This is a genomic window from Ferruginibacter sp. SUN106 (assembly GCF_050611765.1).
In the GTDB taxonomy this organism is placed as follows: domain Bacteria; phylum Bacteroidota; class Bacteroidia; order Chitinophagales; family Chitinophagaceae; genus Ferruginibacter.
This window is the reverse complement of sequence record NZ_JBODJC010000002.1, coordinates 112,480-132,541: the sequence shown is the minus strand read 5'-3', so window position 1 is coordinate 132,541 and position 20,062 is coordinate 112,480. Positions and strand designations below refer to the sequence as shown.

Here is a 20,062-nt window from a genome sequence, read left to right as displayed (position 1 = left end):
TGTCTTTTATTTTATGTTTTATTTATTGCAATCCTAAGATCGTTTTATTAAAATCAGTATTGTTACCTGTCTCTGCAAAATCATCAAAGGCTTTTTCTGTTACCCTGATGATATGGTCTTTAATAAATATGGCCCCTTCCTTAGCGCCATCTTCGGGATGTTTAATGCAGCATTCCCATTCCATCACAGCCCAGCCTTTGTAACCATACTGTGTTAATTTGCTAAAGATAGTTTTAAAATCAATTTGACCATCACCCAGCGAACGAAAACGTCCGGCCCTGTCGATCCAGTTTTGAAAACCTCCATATACACCTTGCTTACCGGTTGGATTAAACTCTGCATCTTTTACATGAAACATTTTAATGCGTTCATGATAAAAATCGATGTATTGTTTATAATCTAACTGCTGCAACATGAAATGTGAAGGATCGTATAATAAGCAAGCTCTTTTATGGTTATTCACTTTTTCTAAAAACATTTCGTAGGAAATACCATCATGCAGATCTTCACCGGGATGGATTTCGTAACATACATCTACACCACATTTGTCAAACTCATTTAATATCGGTAACCAGCGCCTGGCTAATTCGGTAAAACCATCTTCCACCAAACCGGCAGGTCGCTGCGGCCATGGGTACACGGTATGCCATAGCAACGCACCGCTGAAAGTAGCATGTGCATTCAATCCTAAATTTTGTGAGGCCTTTGCCGCATACAATAATTGTTGCACTGCCCATTCCTGTCTTGCTTTGGGATTATTCTTTACAGCATCAGGTGCAAAGCCATCAAACAAAGCATCGTAAGCAGGATTTACTGCTACCAATTGCCCTTGCAGGTGTGTAGATAATTCTGAAATTTCTACACCACAGGCATTGATGGTGCCTTTTAATTCATCTGCATAAGTTTTGCTTTCGGCGCACTGTTGCAGGTTGATCAACCGGCTTTCCCAGGTGGGGATTTGTACGGCTACAAAACCCAGATCTTTTGCCCATTTGCAAATAGATACTAAATCATTAAAGGGAGCTTTATCACCCATAAACTGGGCTAAAAAAATACCAGGGCCTTTTATTGTTTGCATTGTTATACTCACAGAGGATTTTTTTAATGAATAAAAATAAATTTTTCTTTTGCCACCACATAGGAACATAGGGCACATAGAAAATACATAGAACTACTATGTGAAAACCTATGTGTTCTATGTTCCTATATGGTTAAATTATATGGTAAACTCTCTCCATTTTTCATTGCTCTGCGATGATGCTACCACATTCTCCACAAATGCCATTCCTCTTATTCCTTCTTCCACTCCCGGAAAATCCAGCCACTCTTCTTTGGGTATTTCTCCATTTATTTTTGCCCTCACAGTTAAAGCAAAGTTGCGGTATAAATTTCCAAAGGCTTCTAAATAGCCTTCGGGGTGCCCTGCAGGAATCCTGGTATTATGTGCAGCAAAAGAACTGTTGTAAGCACCACCGGTTCTGTAAATTTCGGCTGGTTTATCTAACCATTTTACTTTTAAAGTGTTGGCATCTTCCTGTTGCCATTCCAGGCCGCCTTTTTCACCATACACTCTTATCTTAACATTGTTTTCTTCTCCGGCAGCAATTTGTGTTGCCATTAAAACGCCGCTTGCACCATTGTTGAATTTTAAAAATGCAGCACCATCATCATCCAGCAGTCGCCCTTCTACAACAATATTTAGGTTAGAGCAGATTTGTGTGACCTGCAAGCCGGTTATATATTCAGCCATATTAAAAGCATGTGTGCCGATATCACCCATACAACCCGCTTTACCACTTTTCTTGGGGTCAGTACGCCAGCTGGCTTGTGCCTGGCCTGTACCTTCTAAAAAAGTACTCAGCCATCCCTGCGGATATTCTACATATACTTTTCTTATTTTTCCTAAAACGCCACTCTTTACAATTTGTTTTGCCTGTTTTACCATGGGATAACCTGTGTAAGTATGACACAATAACAAGGTTAAACCAGTAGCAGCCAATTTTTCTTTTATTTGCTTAGCTTGTTCTAAAGTAAATGTGATAGGTTTTTCAATTACCACATTAAAGCCTTTATCTAATGCCATCATTGCCGGATCGAAGTGCACAAAATTGGGGGTAACGATACTTACAAAATCAATTCTTTTATCTGCAGGCATTGCGGCTTCCTGTTCCAGCATTACTTTATAATCAGTATAGATTCGGCTCTCATCTAAAAACAATAACCTGCCTGACTCTATAGCAGTTTCGGGAGTTACACTTAAGGCACCCGCCACCATTTCAATTTGCCCGTCCATATTTAATGCCAGGCGATGCACTGCTCCAATAAAAGCGTCTTTACCGCCGCCGATCATGGCCATTCTTAATTTACGCTGCATGATAGTATTTTGTGTTTATGTGATATTATTTTAATTCTGCAAACAAGTTGTTTCAGGGATGGGCATTAAAAATAGAAAAAAATATTAAAGTACCTGCCAGATATTTTTTAAATTAATCGCAACCGTTTGCGGAAAGTTTTTTGGGGCATTTGATTTTTTGATGATTATTAAAATTATATTTACGAAGTAAAGCTGGTCTCACTTTTTAAAAAACGATATGCAAGCTATAGACAGAAACAAACTCTTTGTTGCCAGTTGCCTGGCATTATTAGTAACCTCTCTTTCATTTGGTATCCGTGCAGGATTATTAGGCACCTGGGGTACACAATTTAATTTGGATAAGGCCGAAATATCAACCATTACAGCTACTGCTTTCTGGGGATTTCCGCTGGCAGTGATCATTGGCGGAATGATCGTTGATATTATTGGTATGAAGAAACTCCTGGTAATGGCTTTTATATTTCACCTGGCAGGAATTCTGCTCACCATTTTTGCAGGAAGTTTTGGCAGCCCCTACTGGGCATTATTCATTTCAACTTTACTGATTGGTATTGCCAACGGCACTGTGGAAGCAGCTTGTAATCCATTGGTAACTTCCTTGTATACTGATAATAAAACAACAAAACTCAATCACTTCCATTTGTGGTTTCCCGGTGGTATTGTAATTGGTTCACTGGTGGTTTATTTCTTCGGACAAAAAATTACCGGTACTGATACCATCAGCAACTGGAAGATACTGGTGAGTGTAATGCTTATTCCTACATTATTATATGGCTGGCTTTTTTTGAAAGAACAATTTCCTGTTACGGAAAGAGTAGCCAGTGGCGTATCTACTGCAAGCATGTATAAAGCATTGGCAAGCCCGCTTTTTATTTTTATGATCATTTGTATGTTTGGTACAGCCATCACAGAATTATTTACAGGGCAATGGATAGGCGTGCTGTTAAATAATGTTACTACCAATGCATTATTAATATTGGCTGTATCTACCGGGGTAATGGTTATCGGCCGTGCATTTGCAGGCCCGGTTGTGCATAGCCTTGCACCACAGGGTGTATTGCTGATGTCTGCAATTTTAGCCGCTCTGGGCTTATACATTTTAGGCCATTCCGGTGGTAGTATGGTTTTTGTTGGGGCCTTGATTTTTGGAATGGGGGTTTGTTATTTCTGGCCTACCATGCTGGGGTTTGTGTCGGAAAACTTACCTAAGACTGGTGCAGTGGGTTTAAACCTGATGGGAGGTGCAGGTATGTTTGCGGTTTCAATTTACACTATGTTTATGGGTACTGTATATGATAATAAAATTGCAGCGCATTTACCTGCAGGTGCCGATCTTAAAGTATATAATAGCCCTGAAGCTACTGAAGCAATGAAAGCTGCCCTGGCAGAAGCCAATAAAACTGCAGGCCCTGAAATTATCAATACGACCCTGATTCTCCCTGTAATTTTAATTGCTGCATTTGCAGGATTATTCTTTTACATGCGCAACAAAAGTAAAGTGGCTTTATAATCAACTACATTATTTAAAAAATGGAAAATCAATCTTCAAGAAGACAATTATTAAAACAGTTAGCAGTAGGCTCTTTAGCGGTGGCTGCAAGCCCGATGGCTGCTTTAGCTGCTACTGATAATACAGAAGACATGTATAAACTCAAAGGCAATATCAACCACTCTGTGTGCAGGTGGACCTATAATTTTTTACCACTGGAAGAACTGTGTGGTGCAGCCAATAAAATAGGGTTAAAAGCAATTGACCTGGTGGGCCCTAAAGAATGGAATGTTTTAAAAGCACATGGTTTGGATTCTTCAATGTGCAATGGCGCAGAAATCAGTTTAACAGAAGGATGGAATCACACCGAGAATCATTCAACATTAATAAAAAATTATACCGACCATATAAATTATGTTGCTGATGCCGGCTATAAAAATTTAATTTGCTTCAGCGGCAGCCGTAAAGGTATGGATGATGAAACAGGATTGAAAAATTGTGCCGCAGGATTAAAACAAATTATAGCGCTGGCAGAAAAGAGAGGCGTCATCATTCAAATGGAATTACTGAACAGTAAAGTAGACCATAAAGATTATATGTGCGATAAAAGCGCATGGGGTGTTGAATTATGTAAACGTGTAGGATCAGAAAATTTTAAATTATTGTATGATATCTACCATATGCAGATTGATGAAGGCGATGTGATAAGAACAATAAAAAATAATTACCAGTACTTCGGGCATTATCATACAGCAGGTGTACCAGGCCGCCACGAAATTGATGAAACACAGGAACTATATTACCCGGCTATTGCCAAAGCAATATTAGCTACGGGTTTTAAAGATTATATCGCACAGGAATTTATTCCTACCGGAAAAGATAATGCCGAAAAAATTAAAGCATTAAAAGCGGCAGTGAAATTATGTGATGTATAAAGTGTGGGGTCTACAATCATAAATCTAAAAATCTAAAATCATAAATCGATTATGGCAGATAATACTTACGACGCAATTGTAGTTGGCTCCGGAATAAGTGGCGGATGGGCTGCAAAAGAACTTACAGAAAAAGGCCTGAAGGTTTTAATGCTGGAAAGAGGTAAACATGTGGAGCATGTGAAAGACTATGTAAATGCTACTAAAGAAATGTGGGAATTTCCGCACAGGGATAAACCCACACAACAAATGATAAAAGAACATCCTGTTTTAAAAAGGGATTATGCATTGGGAGAACAAACCTTAGGTATGTGGGTGAATGATACTGAAAGCCCTTATACCGAAACCAAACGTTTTGATTGGTACAGGGCTTATCATACAGGAGGCCGTTCCTTACATTGGGGCCGCCAGAGCTACCGCTGGAGTAAAATGGATTTTGAAGCCAATGCAAAAGAAGGCATTGCTATCGACTGGCCTATCCGTTATGATGAACTTGCTCCGTGGTATAGTTATGTAGAAAAATTTGCGGGTATACAGGGTAGTAAGGAAGGCCTGGATGTATTACCTGATGGAGAATTTTTACCAGCGATGGATATGAACGTGGTGGAAAAAGATCTGTCAGCAAAACTAAAAGAGCATTACAGTGGTAAACGTCATATGTTTATCGGCCGCAGTGCTAATATCACCGAAGCAAGGCCTGAGCAAGGCAGAACGAACTGCCAATACCGTGACCGTTGCTGGCGTGGCTGTCCGTTTGGTGCGTACTTCAGCACACAATCGGCTACATTGCCTGCAGCAAGAAAAACAAACAATCTTACTTTGGAAAACAATAAGATTGTTACCAAACTTATTTACGATAAGAATTCAAAAAAAGCAACCGGTGTGGAAGTACTGGATGCCGAGACCAACAAGACATACACGTACAATGCAAAAATAATATTCCTCTGTGCATCATCATTTAACAGCACGTGGGTTTTAATGAACAGCGCTACCGATATATGGCCTGATGGATTAGGCAGCAGCAGTGGCGAACTCGGGCATAATGTAATGGATCATCATTTCAGGTTAGGTGCAAGTGGAAGAGTGGAAGGGTATGAAGATAAATATATTTACGGCCGCAGGCCAACCGGTATTTACATTCCGAGGTTTAGAAATGTATATGATGATAAAAGAGATTACCTGCGAGGCTTTGGCTACCAGGGTGGCGCCAGCAGGGGCAGGGGAATTGATGTGGCAGAATTAACCATTGGTGCCGAACTAAAAGATGCCTTAAGTGAACCAGGTAGCTGGCACATGGGCATTACTGCATTCGGAGAAATGTTACCTGATCATGCTAATAAGATCACACTGGATAAAACTAAAAAAGATAAATGGGGTTTACCGGTGTTGAATTTTGATGTGGAAATAAAAGAGAATGAAAAGAAGATGCGGATAGACATGATGAATGATGCCAAAGAAATGCTGGAAGCTGCAGGAGTAAAAGATGTGAATGCGTATGATAACGGTTATGCGGTAGGCATGGGCATACATGAAATGGGCACTGCACGTATGGGCAGAGACCCTAAAACATCAGTGCTGAATGGCAACAACCAGGTATGGGATGCTATGAATGTTTTTGTAACCGATGGCGCCTGCATGACGAGTGCAAGTTGCGTAAATCCTTCATTAACTTATATGGCATTAACTGCAAGAGCAGTAGATTTTGCAGTAAAAGAATTGAAAAAAGGTAACCTGTAAATCAATTATTCATTACTAATTAGTCATTTAATATGCCAGGCAATACATACGATGCAATAGTAGTTGGCTCCGGTATCAGCGGGGGCTGGGCTGCTAAAGAACTTTGTGAAAAGGGATTAAAAGTATTGTTATTAGAACGGGGAGGCCCACACGAACATATTAAAGATTACAAAAGCGCCACAAAAAACATCTGGGAGTTTGAGCATCGTGGCAACACCACTGCCGAGCAAAGAAAAAAATACCCGGTGATACACCGTGGCTGGGCTGCACAGGAACAGGTGATGGATGCCTGGGCCAATGAAGAAGATTGTCCTTATACCGAAGTAAAACCTTTTACCTGGTGGCGCAGTTACCGCTTTGGCGGCCGCTCTGTTTTATGGGGCAGGCAAAGTTATCGCTGGAGCCCAATGGACTTTGAAGCCAACGCTAAAGATGGCATTGCTGTGCCATGGCCAGTAAATTATGATGAGATTGCTCCATGGTATGATCATGTAGAAAAATTTGCAGGCATTGCCGGATCAAAAGAGGGAATTCCTAATTTACCCGATGGGCAATTTTTACCACCCTTTCCAATGAATATGGTAGAGAAAGACGTGGCAGCAAAAATAAAAGAAAAATTTAAAGAGCGTCATATGATCATTGGCAGGGTGGCCAATATCACCGTTCCATTTCCTGAAAGGCCGGGCTGCCAGTACCGTGACCGTTGCTGGGAAGGCTGTCCGTTTGGTGGTTATTTCAGTACACAATCATCCACTTATCCTGCTGCATTAAAAACAGGAAATTTAACCGTACGTCCTTATTCCATTGTATCGCAGGTATTGTATGATAAGGATAAGAAAAAAGCAACTGGTGTTGAAGTGGTGGATACGCAGGATAACAAAACTTATGTATTCAATTCCAAAATAGTTTTTCTCTGTGCCTCTGCATTAAACTCTGCATGGATATTAATGCGTTCGGCAACCAATGTATGGGCCGATGGGTTGGGCAGCAGCAGTGGCGAACTGGGGCATAATATCATGGACCACCACTACAACCTTGGTGCCAGCGGAACTATTGAAGGGTATGAAGATAAATATTATTATGGCAGAAGGCCAACGGGATTTTATATTCCACGCTTTGCCAATGTGGGTACTGATAAGAGAGATTACCTGCGTGGCTTTGGGTACCAGGGTTCGGCCAGCCGTAGTGGTTGGAGCAGGGAAATTGCTGAATTGAATATTGGCGCTGAATTTAAAGAAGCCCTGACTGAACCGGGAGGATGGCGTATGGGTGCTACAGGCTTTGGAGAAATTCTGCCTTATCATGAAAATAAAATAACACTGGATAAAACTAAAAAAGATAAATGGGGATTGCCGGTGTTATCGATGGATGCTGAATTAAAAGAAAATGAAATGAAGATGCGGAAAGATATTGTGGCTGAAATGGTGGCCATGCTGGAGGCCGCAGGAGCAAAAGGAATTAATACTTACGATAGTGGCCATGCAATGGGACATGGTATTCACGAAATGGGTACAGCACGTATGGGCAGCGATCCTAAAACATCGGTGCTGAATAAATGGAACCAGGTGTGGGATGCACCCAATGTATTTGTAACTGATGGATCATTTATGGTATCATCTGCATGCCAGAATCCATCCTTAACGTACATGGCATTTACTGCAAGAGCAGTAGATCATGCGGTGGAAGAATTAAAAAAACAAAATTTGTAATACTCATAAAATAAAAATTATGGAACGCAGGGAACTTTTAAAAATGATAGCTGTATTAACCGGTGGTGTTGTAATTGGTGGTGACGTGTTTTTATCTGGCTGTACAAATAAAGAAGCAGATGCTTCAACTTTTTCGGCCAGTAATATTGCATTACTTGATGAAGTAGGCGAAACAATTATTCCTACCACTTCAACACCGGGAGCAAAAGCCACCAAGATCGGTGAATTTATGAAAACCATTGTAACAGATTGTTATAATGCTGATCAGCAAAAAGCTTTTGGTGATGGCTTAGCAGGTTTAAATGCAGCCTGCGAAAAAGCTAATGGCAAATCATTTATGGATGCTACACCTGATCAACGTAAAGCATTTTTGATCGGGTTAGAAAAAGAAGCTAAAGAATACAACAAGCAACGTGATGAAAAAGAAAAAGACGCCAGGGAAAAAGCAAGGAAAGATATGGACCCTAATTTTGTAAGCGCTCCTTCTCATTATTACAGCATGCTGAAGCAATTAACTTTGTGGGGCTACTTCAGTTCAGAAATAGGTAGTAAACAAGCGTTGCGTTTTTTACCTATTCCAGGACATTATGATGGTGCATTACCTTATAAAAAGGGAGATAAGGCCTGGGCTATTTAAAAAATATTCCTGTATAAATAATTAAATGCCGTTCAAAACCAAATGAACGGCATTTAATTTTCATTTTATGCACCCGCAAAAGGAGACGGAAAATTATCAGATTCTCTAAAAACTTATATCGCTGCCTTTCTGAAAAAAATTACTTTAATAATATCAGCAGTAATTACATACAGCAGCAGAATACCTGCAATAATGCCCAGCAGCTTTAACGGCGGTACTACAAAGCCCAGCGCTGTTGCAAAAGGTGTAAAGGGTAAAATAATAGTTACCACTAAGCTCAATGCACTTAAAGCAATCAGCAGTTTACCCGGCACACTTTTTAAAAGCGATTTGTGTGTACGCACTACAAACAGTATCAGTAACTCTGTGCAGATAGATTCAATGAACCAACCTGTTTGAAACACGGTTTCTGATTTGAATAACCGGTATAGCAGGAAGAAAGTGATATAATCAAAAACAGAACTATGCAAACCAAAAACGATCATAAAGTTTTTTAACTGCTTCAGGTTCCATCGTTGCGGTACTTTCAGGTCGGCTTCATCTACATTGTCGCCGGCCACAGCCATATAAGGAAAATCAGTAAGAAAATTGGTGAGTAATATTTGCTGTGGCAGCATAGGTAAAAATGGTAGTAGTAATGAAGCGCCGGCCATACTGAACATGTTGCCAAAGGTTGCGCTGGTATTGGTGTAAATGTATTTGAGAGTGTTTAAAAAAGTTCTTCTCCCTTCTAAGATGCCTGCATTTAAAACAGCCAAGTCTTTTTCCAGCAATACCACATCAGCAGCTTCTTTGGCAACATCCACTGCATTATTGGTGGAGATACCTACATCTGCTGCATTGATCGCAGCTACATCATTTATACCATCACCCATATAAGCAACGGTATTGCCAGCCTTGCGTAATGCTTTAATAATATTTTCTTTTTGCTGCGGTTCTATCTCTGCAAATACATTGGCTTTTTGTACCTGCTGTACTAAAGCTTCGGGGCTCATCTTTGCAATTGCTGCACCGGATATCACAATGATCTTATGTAAACCGATCTGTTCGCCGATATAGGCAGCCACTAATTTATTATCACCAGTGATCATCTTCAATTGTACACCATTATTGTTCAGTTCTTTTATCACATCAATAACACCCGGCTTTATAGGGTCCTGTAACAAAACAAAACCTGCAAAGATCATTTGCTGCTCATCTTCTTTAACCAGTTTAATTTGTTGTGCACAATCTTTATAACAAACACCTACTGTACGAAAACCTTTACCACTGTATTGCTGGTACAAATCGTCTATATTTTTTTTATAAGATTGAATGGGTGCCGTTGATCCGTCTGCAAGTAATACTGTATCACAAACCGCAATGATATTATCGATAGCTCCTTTACTGATCAACTGGTGTTTATTATCTTTCACAACAACAACACTCAACCTTTTCCTGATAAAATCATACGGTATCTCATCTGTTTTTTCGTAACCATCAGCAGTAACATGATCCATTGTTTTTAATGCATCATCCATCGGGTTAGAAAAACCGGTTTCAAAAAAAGCATTTAAATAAGCCAGTTGTTTTACAGTTTCATTTTCATTGCCATCAATACCAGTAATGCCGGAAATTTTTAATACACCTTCTGTAAGGGTGCCGGTTTTATCAGAACAGAAAAGATTGATTTCTCCCAAATTCTGAATAGAAGATAATTTTTTTACGATCACTTTTTGTTTGGCCATTCTTTTAGAACCTGCACTCATAGCCACAGTCATAATCGCAGGTAATAATTCCGGTGCCATGCCAACAGCCAAAGCCAATGCAAAAAGTAAAGAATCAATTAAGGGTTTATGAAAATAAATATTGACTGCTAAAATTATTACTGCTAATACCAACGTGATCTGCATTAATAAATAGCCAAACTTGCGGATGCCTTTTTCAAATGCAGTTTCTTCCGGTGCTTTGGTGAGGCTTGCAGAGATGGCGCCGAATACTGTGTCTTTACCTGTGAATACAGCCACTGCTTTTCCTGTACCGCTTACAATACTGGTGCCCTCAAACAATACATTGGTTCTTTTGCTCATGCCGGTATCAGCTGCAATAACGCCTGCTTCTTTTTCCGCAGGATAAGTTTCGCCGGTGAGCGTAGCTTCATTTGCATGCAGGTCTTTCTCTTCCAGCAACAAACAATCTGCAGGTATAATATCACCGGCAGCAAATACTATAATATCCCCGGGTACAATTTCTTCGGAGTAAACATTTACAACAGTATTGCTGCGTTGCACTTTTACTTTACTGCGGATAAGAGAACGTAATTTTTCAACAGCAAGCCCGGCATGCCGTTCCTGTATAAAACTCATAATGCCGGTGGCTAATAAAATAAAAAGTATAATGAACACATCAGAAGTTTCACCGAGGAAAGCTGAAAGAATAACAGCTGCCACCAACAATAAAGTAAGCGGACTTTTAAACTGGGCGAAAAATAAAATGATATCTTTTACAAACTGTGGTTTTTCTTTTTCTTTTTTTGTGGAAGAAGCAAGTCGTTGAGCCGCATCTGCAGCAGAAAGGCCTTCTGCTGTTGATCGTAGTGTTTTTAATACATCGGAAACTAGGTATTGCCAGTATGCCTTCAGGTCCATATAGCTTAATTTTTTTAAAATTAAACTAAAGGCTTTGCAATACAAGAGTTGTTTTGTTATTCAAAACTTAACGGATGCAAGAATGATCCGGGCAGGGTGAGAAAATATACCTTGCAGGTATTAGTTTACCGCCTGTTTTCTGCTTTTTAAAAATAGCCTGTTATAAAAAGTGTACGCATAACAACCTGCGCAAAAGCCAAGAAAGGACTCTAAAAAAGCAAATACTGTAAGTATAACAGCAAGTACAATGCCGGCAGAAATAAAATTAAAAAGTGTTGCAGCCAGGATAGCAACAGAAAAAATAAAACCAATTTTTGCAGCAAATCTTTTAGGCGCCTGGTCAATAGGTTTTGGTTTTATAGAGAAGAGTTGCACTTCTTTTTCACTAAGGATATTCAATAAACTGTATTTGCCGAAATTAAAACCACGCAGAAAAAAATCGATACTTAAAAATGCAGGTATGATCCAATGGGGAATTATAAGATAAACAACTGCCAGTATAAAAACATTTAATGCCGTAAGCCTTACTTTATTTTCATTTACTGTTATAAAATCAACAGGGCATTCTAATTCTGTAGCCATAATTTTTTTTAATTTTCGAGTAATAATTTAGTGATGGTGTTTTCAAATTCTTTTTTGTACACCACATAATGTGCACCGGTTGCCGGGCCGGTAAAGCCGGTATCGAGTTTCCTTATCTTTCCTTTTTTATCTAATATTACAGCAGAAGGGAAAAATCTGATCGGTGTTAGTTCAGGCAAAGTTTTTTCTGTGCGTAAAGAATCAGTAACCGTAACACCGGTATTTAAAATACTGTACTGTACATTAAACCGTTGTTGAAATTTTTGTAAACTTTTTACGGAGCGTTCCCAATCAGTACTGTATTCATAGGCCAATGCAATGATCTCAACACCACGTTGTTTATTTTTATTATAGTATGCACTTAAGAATGCAGTTTCATCCATACAGTTGGGGCACCAGCTGCCCATTAATTGTACTATCACTACTTTGTTTTTGAACTTTACATCATCAATAGAAACAGGTTTGCCTTCCAGATCTTTAAAAGTAAAATGTAATTTTTCTTCGCCGGGTTTGGCATACATGGCTACTGTTTCTTCTGTTACTTTTGCCTTGGCATCTTTTATACCTTGCCAGGCTTCTTTGTACAATGCGCCTGAATAAAATGTACCTGCGGAAATTGTGGTGCTGTTTTCAATTACCGCAGTAATTAAAAATGCGTGGCTGCCATCAAAGCAGGAGAGGTACAAAGAATCTTTTGTAACTATACCCTCTAAATAACGATAATCGCCGGTGGGGTTAAGAAATGTACCGCTAAGTGTATTACCGTTTTGCTGCAGTTCTGCAACAGATAATTCACCGGGTTTATTATTGGCGAATGTTACAGACCATTTACCTGAAATATTTTTACCCGGCGTTGACGTAGTTGTAAATCTTTTATTAACCGCTTCTGCAGTAAAAGGCATTGCCTGCGTTTTTAGTGCACCGCCTTTTAACCATACACCACTTAGTTTTCTATTACTGTATTGTAACCGGAATTGCGATTCAAAAACCGGCATCTGAATAATGAATGAATCTCCTGCGGCAGTGATATTATCCACCCTTATTTTTTCGGTAGCGTTGTGAATATACCAAACCGGTTTACCGTTTTCTTTTTTCCATTCAAAAGTGAAAGGAATACTCTTGCCATCGCTGCGGTGCAATTGTGCACTCCACCAGCCCTGCTGTGCTATCACGGCCGGGCTTAAGGCAATACTTAAAGCCAATATCAATAGTTTCATGCTAATTTGTAACAGGTTTGTTTCGTGCAACTGCAAATATAGCAATACTCTATCAAAATAATAGACTTTATACAGCAATTTAACATCCTTATTTCTGTGTAATTTGTGCAATCTGTGGCCACCCAAATAAAATTTCGTTTTTAGTAAGCGGTTTTGTTAAAAGCCTGTCAATTTTGTAGACTAATTAATTATTTCGTTTGCATATCAATTTATTTTACTGATCAAACAAAAGCTATGGCAGGTATTTTAGATTTAGTAGGTAACACACCATTGGTAGAATTAAAGAAGCTCAACCCTAATCCCAATGTAAAAATTTATGGCAAGCTGGAAGGTAATAACCCGGGAGGCAGTGTAAAAGACCGGGCTGCTTATGGAATGATTAAAGGAGCAATAGACAGAGGCGAAATAAAAGAAGGCATTACTTTAATTGAAGCTACCAGTGGTAATACCGGCATTGCATTGGCCATGATCGCCAGTTTGTTTAACGTGCCTATTGAACTGGTAATGCCCGAAGATGCTACAAGAGAAAGGGTTTTAACTATGGAAGCATTTGGTGCCAAAGTAATTCTTACGCCAAAAGAAAGATCAATGGAAGGTGCTATTGATTATGCTGCTGCACAATTAGCAAAAGGCGGTTATCATAATCTTAATCAATTTGGAAACCCTGATAATCCAGGTATGCATTATAAAACTACTGGTCCGGAAATATGGAGAGATACCAATCAAAAGATCACACATTTTGTCTCTGCGATGGGCACCACCGGAACTATTATGGGAACATCCCAATTTTTAAAAGAACAAAATCGGGGCATACAAATTATAGGTTGTCAGCCAACAGATGGTTCTAAAATTCCCGGCATACGCAAATGGCCCGAAGCATACCTGCCAACAATATTTAATAAAAGCCGTGTAGACCGTGTGATTGAAATTGCAGAAAAAGATGCCCGTGTAATGGCGAAGAAATTAGCCCGGGATGAAGCCATCTTCAGTGGAATGAGTAGCGGCGGTGCAGCACATGCGGCTATTGAATTGGCAAAGGAATTACAGGAAGGTGTAATTGTTTTTATTGTTTGCGACAGGGGGGACAGGTATTTGAGTAGTGATTTGTTTGATTAAGCCATCATTATCATTTTACAGAGGAATTCGTAGCAAAAAAGAATGCAAGCCGATTAATCAATGATGTGAATCACCATACTTTTCCAGCGCTTCTTTCCAATCCATTTTTTTTACTTTAAGTAAACCGCTTTCTGCTTTTTCAGCTTCGTACATATCTATATTATCAATCTCGGTTGATTGTTGTTTTAAATTACCTACAATTACGTCAAAGGTGTGTGCATAGTCGGTGTTGGTAACCAGCCAGTGTACATTTCCTTTTTGGTCGGAGATAGAAGAAAAGCTGCCCGGCTTTGCAGTTTCTTCCAGGGTTTGTTTAATGAACATATAATCGCCTTCATCTTTTATCCTGTCGTATTGTTTTAATAACACTTCACCATTTAATATCCTGTGGCACGAAACCATATTGCTGTGTCCGTGTGGAATGATAGCCCTGCCTTTTTTCATACCGAAGATGCGGCCTGTAAAAGCATACTGCTCCGAAATGCCTTTTACTTTTGGTAACACCGGATCTTTTACATTCACGCCTTTGTCGGGGTATTCAAAACCTTTCATTGCATTATCGTAGTCGATCAATTGCAGCAAGTCTTCCAATGGTAGCCTGTTATGAAACTCGGTTATTTTCTCCTGCCATTGCATGGGAGTTATCCTGTCTGTTTTCAGGTCTTTACACATTAACTGTAGTTCCTTCAGCCACTTTGTTGAGATCTCTTTCAATGGTGCAGCAAATAAATTGTTGGTAAACAACATATCCAGGAATGCAATACTGGTGAGGGTCATTAAAGTGTCCCTGGTAAACTCTCGTCTGTTCACGGTAAAAATTTTTTGTCGTAATAAAATTTGGAAAACCGGTTACGGATATAACCGGGTATAAATATACAATAAGGTTTTGCTTTAAGAAATTACAGGTAGTTAATTATTTGTTGAGGTATTCGTATTAGTGATTCGCAACCGGTCTTCGGGGAATAATCAGCACAGGCAAAATTGCTTTTGTATTTTCCCTCAAACAACTTATTTTCAATCTTCAACTAAACTACTTATGAGAAAGCTGTTTTTAGCTGCTATACTTTTTTTTATAGCGGTACAAACCATTGCACAGGACCTGGGTTATTATTTACCCAATGATGTTACTTACAATCCGGCGATACCTAAACCAAAAGATATTATTTTTCATGAAGTGGGTGAATGGCATGTTACACACGACAGGCTGGTGAATTATATGAAAGCGATAGCCGCTGCTGCACCGGAAAGAGTAAAACTGGAAACAATGGGCTTTACCTATGAACAAAGGCCGCAGGTATTGCTGATAATTACATCTCCAAAAAATCAACAACGTTTAGAAGAGATAAGACAACAACATTTATTATTGAGCGATCCAACAAAATCTGCTTCGGTAAGTATTGACAACATGCCCATTGTTGTATGGATCGGGCATTCCATTCATGGTAATGAACCCAGTGGTGCCAATGCAGCTTTGTTGAGTGCGTATTACCTGGCTGCAGCGCAAGGCAAACAAATTGACGAACTGTTAGATCATGTAGTAATACTTTTTGATCCATCTTTTAACCCTGATGGATTGCAACGTTTTTCTACCTGGGCCAATCAGCATAAAAGCAAAAATTTAGTTACCGACCCTAACAGCAGGGAGTTTAATGAAGTATGGCCTGGCGGAAGATTTAATCATTACTGGTTTGATTTGAACAGGGACTGGTTGCCGGCTGTACATGTGGAAAGCCAGAACCGGTTGCAATGGTTTCATAAATGGAAACCGAATATTTTGACTGATCATCATGAACAGGGCAGTAATGCTACTTTCTTTTTTCAGCCCGGTGTGCCTGCAAGGGTAAATCCATTAACGCCGGAAAAAAACCAGGAGCTTACCAATAAGCTGGCAAAGTTTCATGCAAAGGCATTAGATAAAATTGGTAGCTTATATTTTACCAAAGAAAATTATGATGATTTTTATTATGGCAAAGGTTCTACCTATCCTGATATTAATGGTGCTATCGGTATTTTATTTGAACAAGCCAGTAGCCGTGGCCATGCGCAGGAAACAGTGAATGGCATTCTGAAATTTCCTGCTACTATAAAAAATCAATTTACAACAGCACTCTCTACTTTGGAAGGCGCTGATAATTTGCGTAAAGAATTTTTAGAATGGCAGAGAAGTTTTTATATCAATTCATTAAAAGAAGCTGCCACAGCACCGGTACAGGCATATGTTTTTGGTGATGGCAACGATAAAAATAAAACGGCATTGTTTGTGAAAATGTTATTACGCCAGCAGGTGGCTGTGTACAAGCCAAAAAATGATATTACTGCCAACGGGAAAACATTTAAAACGGATGATGCATTTGTAGTACCCATGCAGCAAACACAATTTAAAATACTGCGTACTATTTTTGAAAAAACATTGAATTATAAAGACAGTATTTTTTATGACATCACCGCATGGACAATGCCACTGGCTTTTGGTTTGCCTTACGGTGAATTGAATGCAACGCAATTCAACATAAATTTACTGGGACAAAAAATTACAGAAGCCGGTGATCTTACAGCAACAGTAACTGGTGGTAAAAGTAATTATGGTTACCTGATGGAATGGAGTGAGCTGTTAGCTCCAGCAGCTTTATATGAATTGCAGCAAAACAATATCATCACCAAAGTAGCTACAGAAAAATTTGAAATTCCTGTAAGTGCAGGTAATAAAAATTTTAATGCCGGTACCATTTTAATTGCGCAGAATAACCAGGCGATGGATGCGGATAAATTATTTTCGTTGGTAAATGATATTGCAAAAAAATATGCCGTGCCTTTTTATGCATTGCAAACCGGTAATGCGGTAAGTGGTGTTGATATGGGCAGCAGGAAAGTGATTGCGCTTACAAAACCATCTATCGCTATGATAACAGGCACAGGTGTTAATGCTACTGATGCAGGTGAAGTATGGCACTTATTAGATCAACGCATGAACATACCTGCAACACACCTGGAACCTTCTATGTTTAACCGTGCCGATCTTACACGATACAATACTCTGATACTGGTGGGAGGTTCTTATCCCGAATTGAATAAAGAAAAATTAAAGAGCTGGGTAAATGCTGGTGGTAATTTAATTTTACTGGAAGAAGCGGTGCAATGGGCATCGCAGAATGGCATAAATACAGTAACATTAAAAAAAGTAAAGAGCCCGGTGGATAGTGCCAAAAGAATTGCTTACGGTGAAGAAGAAGAAATAGATGGCGCACAACAAATGAGTGGTGCTATCTTTAGTGCTGATGTGGATCTGACGCATCCGCTGGCATTTGGATACAATGAAAAAACCATCAGTTTTTTTAAAGCTAACAGGGTGTACATGGAAAAAAGTAAAAATCCCTTTGCCACACCATTTTATTATAAAGAAAACCCTTTGCAAAGCGGCTGGATCAGTAAAGAAAATAGTGATGCGATAAAAAATGCAGCTGCGGTAATTGTAAATACTGCAGGTAGCGGAAGAATAATTAATATTGATAACAATCCTAACTTCCGGGCATTTTGGTTAGGTGGCACCAAACTGATGATGAACGCAATTTTCTTTGGAAAGATAATTGATGCTGCAAGTGGAAGAACGGAAGAATAAATCGTTTTCAACTTCAACTCCAATACAAGAGTGCCCGGGTAAACCGGGCACTCTTTATGTAAAAACTATTTCTTTTTCTTTATTTTTTTCTTACTTCTTCCAGCGCTTTAATATAGGCCCTCATCAATTTTGAATAATAAGCTGAGCTTTTGGTAACATATTTTTTGTCTGTTGTTCTGTCCTTAACATAAAATATATCAGATGAGGCATAGGTGGAATTATGGGATGCACCGGTTGATGTATTAACGGTTGTTTTGGTGGAATAGTTTAAATCATGATCAAAAACAAATCGGTAACTGCTTACAGGATATGCAGCAAGCTCACTGTTATTAATGATCTTGTAAGCACCGAAATAATTGTCTTTAAAATTACTCTTTAGATATTTATTATAAGCCCTGTCGTGGCTGATTACCAGTAAAGTGTCGCTGGTAGTTCCAAAGTCTGGTGGTATTTGCCCGGCCTCCTTAGTAAAGGTCATGTGCTTGGTATGAGAACTTGCAACAGCCATAAAAAAGAATACGGCTATTGTTACAACAGAGAGTGCATTTTTAATAACTGGTTTCATATGTGTAGTTTAAGGTTTTAGAAAAAAAGCTGTTAGCGAATAAGGCAATAATAGAAAATGTACAATAGGTAATAATATCTTTGATATCTCCGGTACCATTAATGATCTCCAGCGACTGCAATACCTCAAATGCAACAAATGATATCAACACTACAATAAGCCATGGAATATGTATTTGCCTGTTCCAGATAATAAGGATGCAGGATAAAAATGCATATGCCCACAGGCCGTCGGGTAAATGGTTGATAAATAATGCAGGCAATTTTTTAAAAGCGGGGAGTGCATAAATTAAAACTCCCAGTATAATCGGGAGCAGCACGTTAAGGAGAAGGTCAGTTTTGTGAGATTTACGCATTAGTTATCGCTAATAGTACTTCGGTATCAATAATACGGATTTTTAGTGAAGATTAAAATAAGATGTAAGGTTTTAATGTTATTTTAATTCGATCACTACTCTGAAAATAAGTTTTTTTTCTGATCTGCCTTTTACAACTCCGTCAGTATAAAATACTTCAAAGGGTTGATTATAACCTTGCTTTTTTAATTCCACCAAAGCATCTAATGAAAATGAAACGGGATTAAAAGTGCCCATCCCTTTACTGCTTACAAATACACGGTGTTGTTCATCTTCAACCGTCAACAGGCTGGGGCAATCGGGGCAGGGGGTATCCCTGAAATATCTTACCGTTAAAGAATCGCCGGCTTTTATGCTGTTTAACTTTATAATGATCTCGTTTGTGCCAAATTGATTGAACTCCTTGATTTTTGTCTTATTATAATACACATGCCAGAAGTCGATAGTATCTGCTTTAGTATTTTGGGAAAATACACCGAAGATTAAAAAAATAAATAATAGCTTTTTCATTTTTTTGTTTATTATGATCTGTTATTCAGTATCGATAATTTTCCTGATGATCTGCTGTTTGTTTTTCCTCGCTTTTTTTACTCTGTCAGATTTTATCTTGCCTGAAAATTTGCTTTTATCAGAATTGAAGTGCATTTCTCCGTAAGCTAACCATGAACCTTGCTTAATCATAAGGCCATTGTATGGACAATGCTCACGACCGCAATTGTGTTTTGAATAGTCACCGAAATTTCTATGCCTGATTTTTTTGTCCGCTAATATTTTTTGCTGATTTGCTTTTATCGTATTCCAGATACTTTCTTCATCGCCTTTTGTGACCTCCTGTCCAATAATTGAAACTTCAAAATAAGTTTTCGGATCTTTAAGTTGTAAGAATTCGAAGGTTTTTTTAAAAATTTTATGAGCACAGTCTCTGACTTCTATTTTATCTGTAAGTTGCAATTTTTCATTTTCTATAATAGAACGATACAATCCAAGGGTATTAAAATCACTATATTTTTTATAATTATCAATGAAGAAAAAATATTCTTCTTTAGTAAGTGTGCTGAATTTTCGTGCAATTTTCATACTTTAAATGTTGTCAATAAAAGCCAGAT

General features: G+C 38.8%; 17 protein-coding genes. 7 read left to right on the top strand and 10 right to left on the bottom strand.

The window, feature by feature from the left end; genetic code table 11:
• Positions 1–22 precede the first annotated feature (22 nt).
• Positions 23–1,078 (bottom strand): sugar phosphate isomerase/epimerase family protein, encoded by a 1,056-nt coding sequence (locus tag ACQ334_RS06580; RefSeq protein ID WP_430987384.1) that lies wholly within the window; start codon positions 1,076–1,078, stop codon positions 23–25.
• 138 nt (positions 1,079–1,216) lie between these two features.
• On the bottom strand, positions 1,217–2,374 hold the full coding sequence (locus ACQ334_RS06575) for a Gfo/Idh/MocA family protein (protein ID WP_430987383.1): 1,158 nt from the start codon (positions 2,372–2,374) through the stop codon (positions 1,217–1,219).
• 217 nt (positions 2,375–2,591) lie between these two features.
• On the opposite strand from ACQ334_RS06575, the gene ACQ334_RS06570 reads away from it, so the two are divergent.
• Genes ACQ334_RS06570 through ACQ334_RS06550 form a run of 5 tightly spaced genes read left to right on the top strand, consistent with a single transcriptional unit; the run spans position 2,592 to position 8,878 of the window.
• The gene (locus ACQ334_RS06570) at positions 2,592–3,884 is read left to right on the top strand and encodes an MFS transporter (protein WP_430987382.1); all 1,293 of its coding nucleotides are present in this window, start codon (positions 2,592–2,594) and stop codon (positions 3,882–3,884) included.
• Between the two features lie 20 nt (positions 3,885–3,904).
• A complete protein-coding gene (locus ACQ334_RS06565) occupies positions 3,905–4,798 on the top strand; it encodes a hydroxypyruvate isomerase family protein (protein WP_430987381.1) in 894 nt (297 codons plus the stop codon).
• Positions 4,799–4,849: 51 nt separating this feature from the next.
• The gene (locus ACQ334_RS06560; protein ID WP_430987380.1) at positions 4,850–6,532 is read left to right on the top strand and encodes a GMC oxidoreductase; all 1,683 of its coding nucleotides are present in this window, start codon (positions 4,850–4,852) and stop codon (positions 6,530–6,532) included.
• Between the two features lie 32 nt (positions 6,533–6,564).
• The gene (locus tag ACQ334_RS06555; RefSeq protein ID WP_430987379.1) at positions 6,565–8,241 is read left to right on the top strand and encodes a GMC oxidoreductase; all 1,677 of its coding nucleotides are present in this window, start codon (positions 6,565–6,567) and stop codon (positions 8,239–8,241) included.
• A gap of 19 nt (positions 8,242–8,260) precedes the next feature.
• Complete coding sequence (locus tag ACQ334_RS06550) at positions 8,261–8,878, top strand: gluconate 2-dehydrogenase subunit 3 family protein (RefSeq protein WP_430987378.1); 618 nt, start codon at positions 8,261–8,263, stop codon at positions 8,876–8,878.
• Positions 8,879–8,991: 113 nt separating this feature from the next.
• Here the strand turns inward: ACQ334_RS06550 and mgtA are convergent, their stop codons facing one another.
• The 3 genes from mgtA to ACQ334_RS06535 all read right to left on the bottom strand — a co-directional run bounded on the left by mgtA (position 8,992) and on the right by ACQ334_RS06535 (position 13,304).
• Entirely contained in the window at positions 8,992–11,505 is a 2,514-nt protein-coding gene (gene mgtA, locus ACQ334_RS06545) for a magnesium-translocating P-type ATPase (protein WP_430987377.1), read from the bottom strand.
• Positions 11,506–11,625: 120 nt separating this feature from the next.
• Complete coding sequence (locus ACQ334_RS06540) at positions 11,626–12,087, bottom strand: DUF4395 domain-containing protein (protein WP_430987376.1); 462 nt, start codon at positions 12,085–12,087, stop codon at positions 11,626–11,628.
• An 8-nt stretch (positions 12,088–12,095) separates the two neighbouring features.
• Entirely contained in the window at positions 12,096–13,304 is a 1,209-nt protein-coding gene (locus tag ACQ334_RS06535) for a peroxiredoxin family protein (protein WP_430987375.1), read from the bottom strand.
• A gap of 234 nt (positions 13,305–13,538) precedes the next feature.
• On the opposite strand from ACQ334_RS06535, the gene cysM reads away from it, so the two are divergent.
• Positions 13,539–14,420, top strand: a complete 882-nt coding sequence (gene cysM / locus ACQ334_RS06530; protein ID WP_430987374.1) for a cysteine synthase CysM — start codon at positions 13,539–13,541, stop codon at positions 14,418–14,420.
• Between the two features lie 57 nt (positions 14,421–14,477).
• Here cysM and ACQ334_RS06525 read toward each other — a convergent pair whose 3' ends face one another.
• Positions 14,478–15,230 (bottom strand): hypothetical protein, encoded by a 753-nt coding sequence (locus ACQ334_RS06525; RefSeq protein WP_430987373.1) that lies wholly within the window; start codon positions 15,228–15,230, stop codon positions 14,478–14,480.
• A gap of 226 nt (positions 15,231–15,456) precedes the next feature.
• Between ACQ334_RS06525 and ACQ334_RS06520 the strand changes: the two genes are divergently transcribed.
• Complete coding sequence (locus ACQ334_RS06520) at positions 15,457–18,036, top strand: M14 metallopeptidase family protein (RefSeq protein ID WP_430987372.1); 2,580 nt, start codon at positions 15,457–15,459, stop codon at positions 18,034–18,036.
• Between the two features lie 79 nt (positions 18,037–18,115).
• Here the strand turns inward: ACQ334_RS06520 and ACQ334_RS06515 are convergent, their stop codons facing one another.
• The 4 genes from ACQ334_RS06515 to ACQ334_RS06500 all read right to left on the bottom strand — a co-directional run bounded on the left by ACQ334_RS06515 (position 18,116) and on the right by ACQ334_RS06500 (position 20,033).
• Complete coding sequence (locus tag ACQ334_RS06515) at positions 18,116–18,601, bottom strand: hypothetical protein (protein ID WP_430987371.1); 486 nt, start codon at positions 18,599–18,601, stop codon at positions 18,116–18,118.
• Complete coding sequence (locus ACQ334_RS06510) at positions 18,585–18,863, bottom strand: hypothetical protein (RefSeq protein ID WP_430987370.1); 279 nt, start codon at positions 18,861–18,863, stop codon at positions 18,585–18,587. Before ACQ334_RS06510 ends, ACQ334_RS06515 begins: the two co-directional genes overlap by 17 nt.
• A 171-nt stretch (positions 18,864–19,034) precedes the next feature.
• On the bottom strand, positions 19,035–19,466 hold the full coding sequence (locus tag ACQ334_RS06505; protein ID WP_430987369.1) for a hypothetical protein: 432 nt from the start codon (positions 19,464–19,466) through the stop codon (positions 19,035–19,037).
• A gap of 21 nt (positions 19,467–19,487) precedes the next feature.
• On the bottom strand, positions 19,488–20,033 hold the full coding sequence (locus ACQ334_RS06500; RefSeq protein WP_430987368.1) for a hypothetical protein: 546 nt from the start codon (positions 20,031–20,033) through the stop codon (positions 19,488–19,490).
• Positions 20,034–20,062 lie beyond the last annotated feature (29 nt).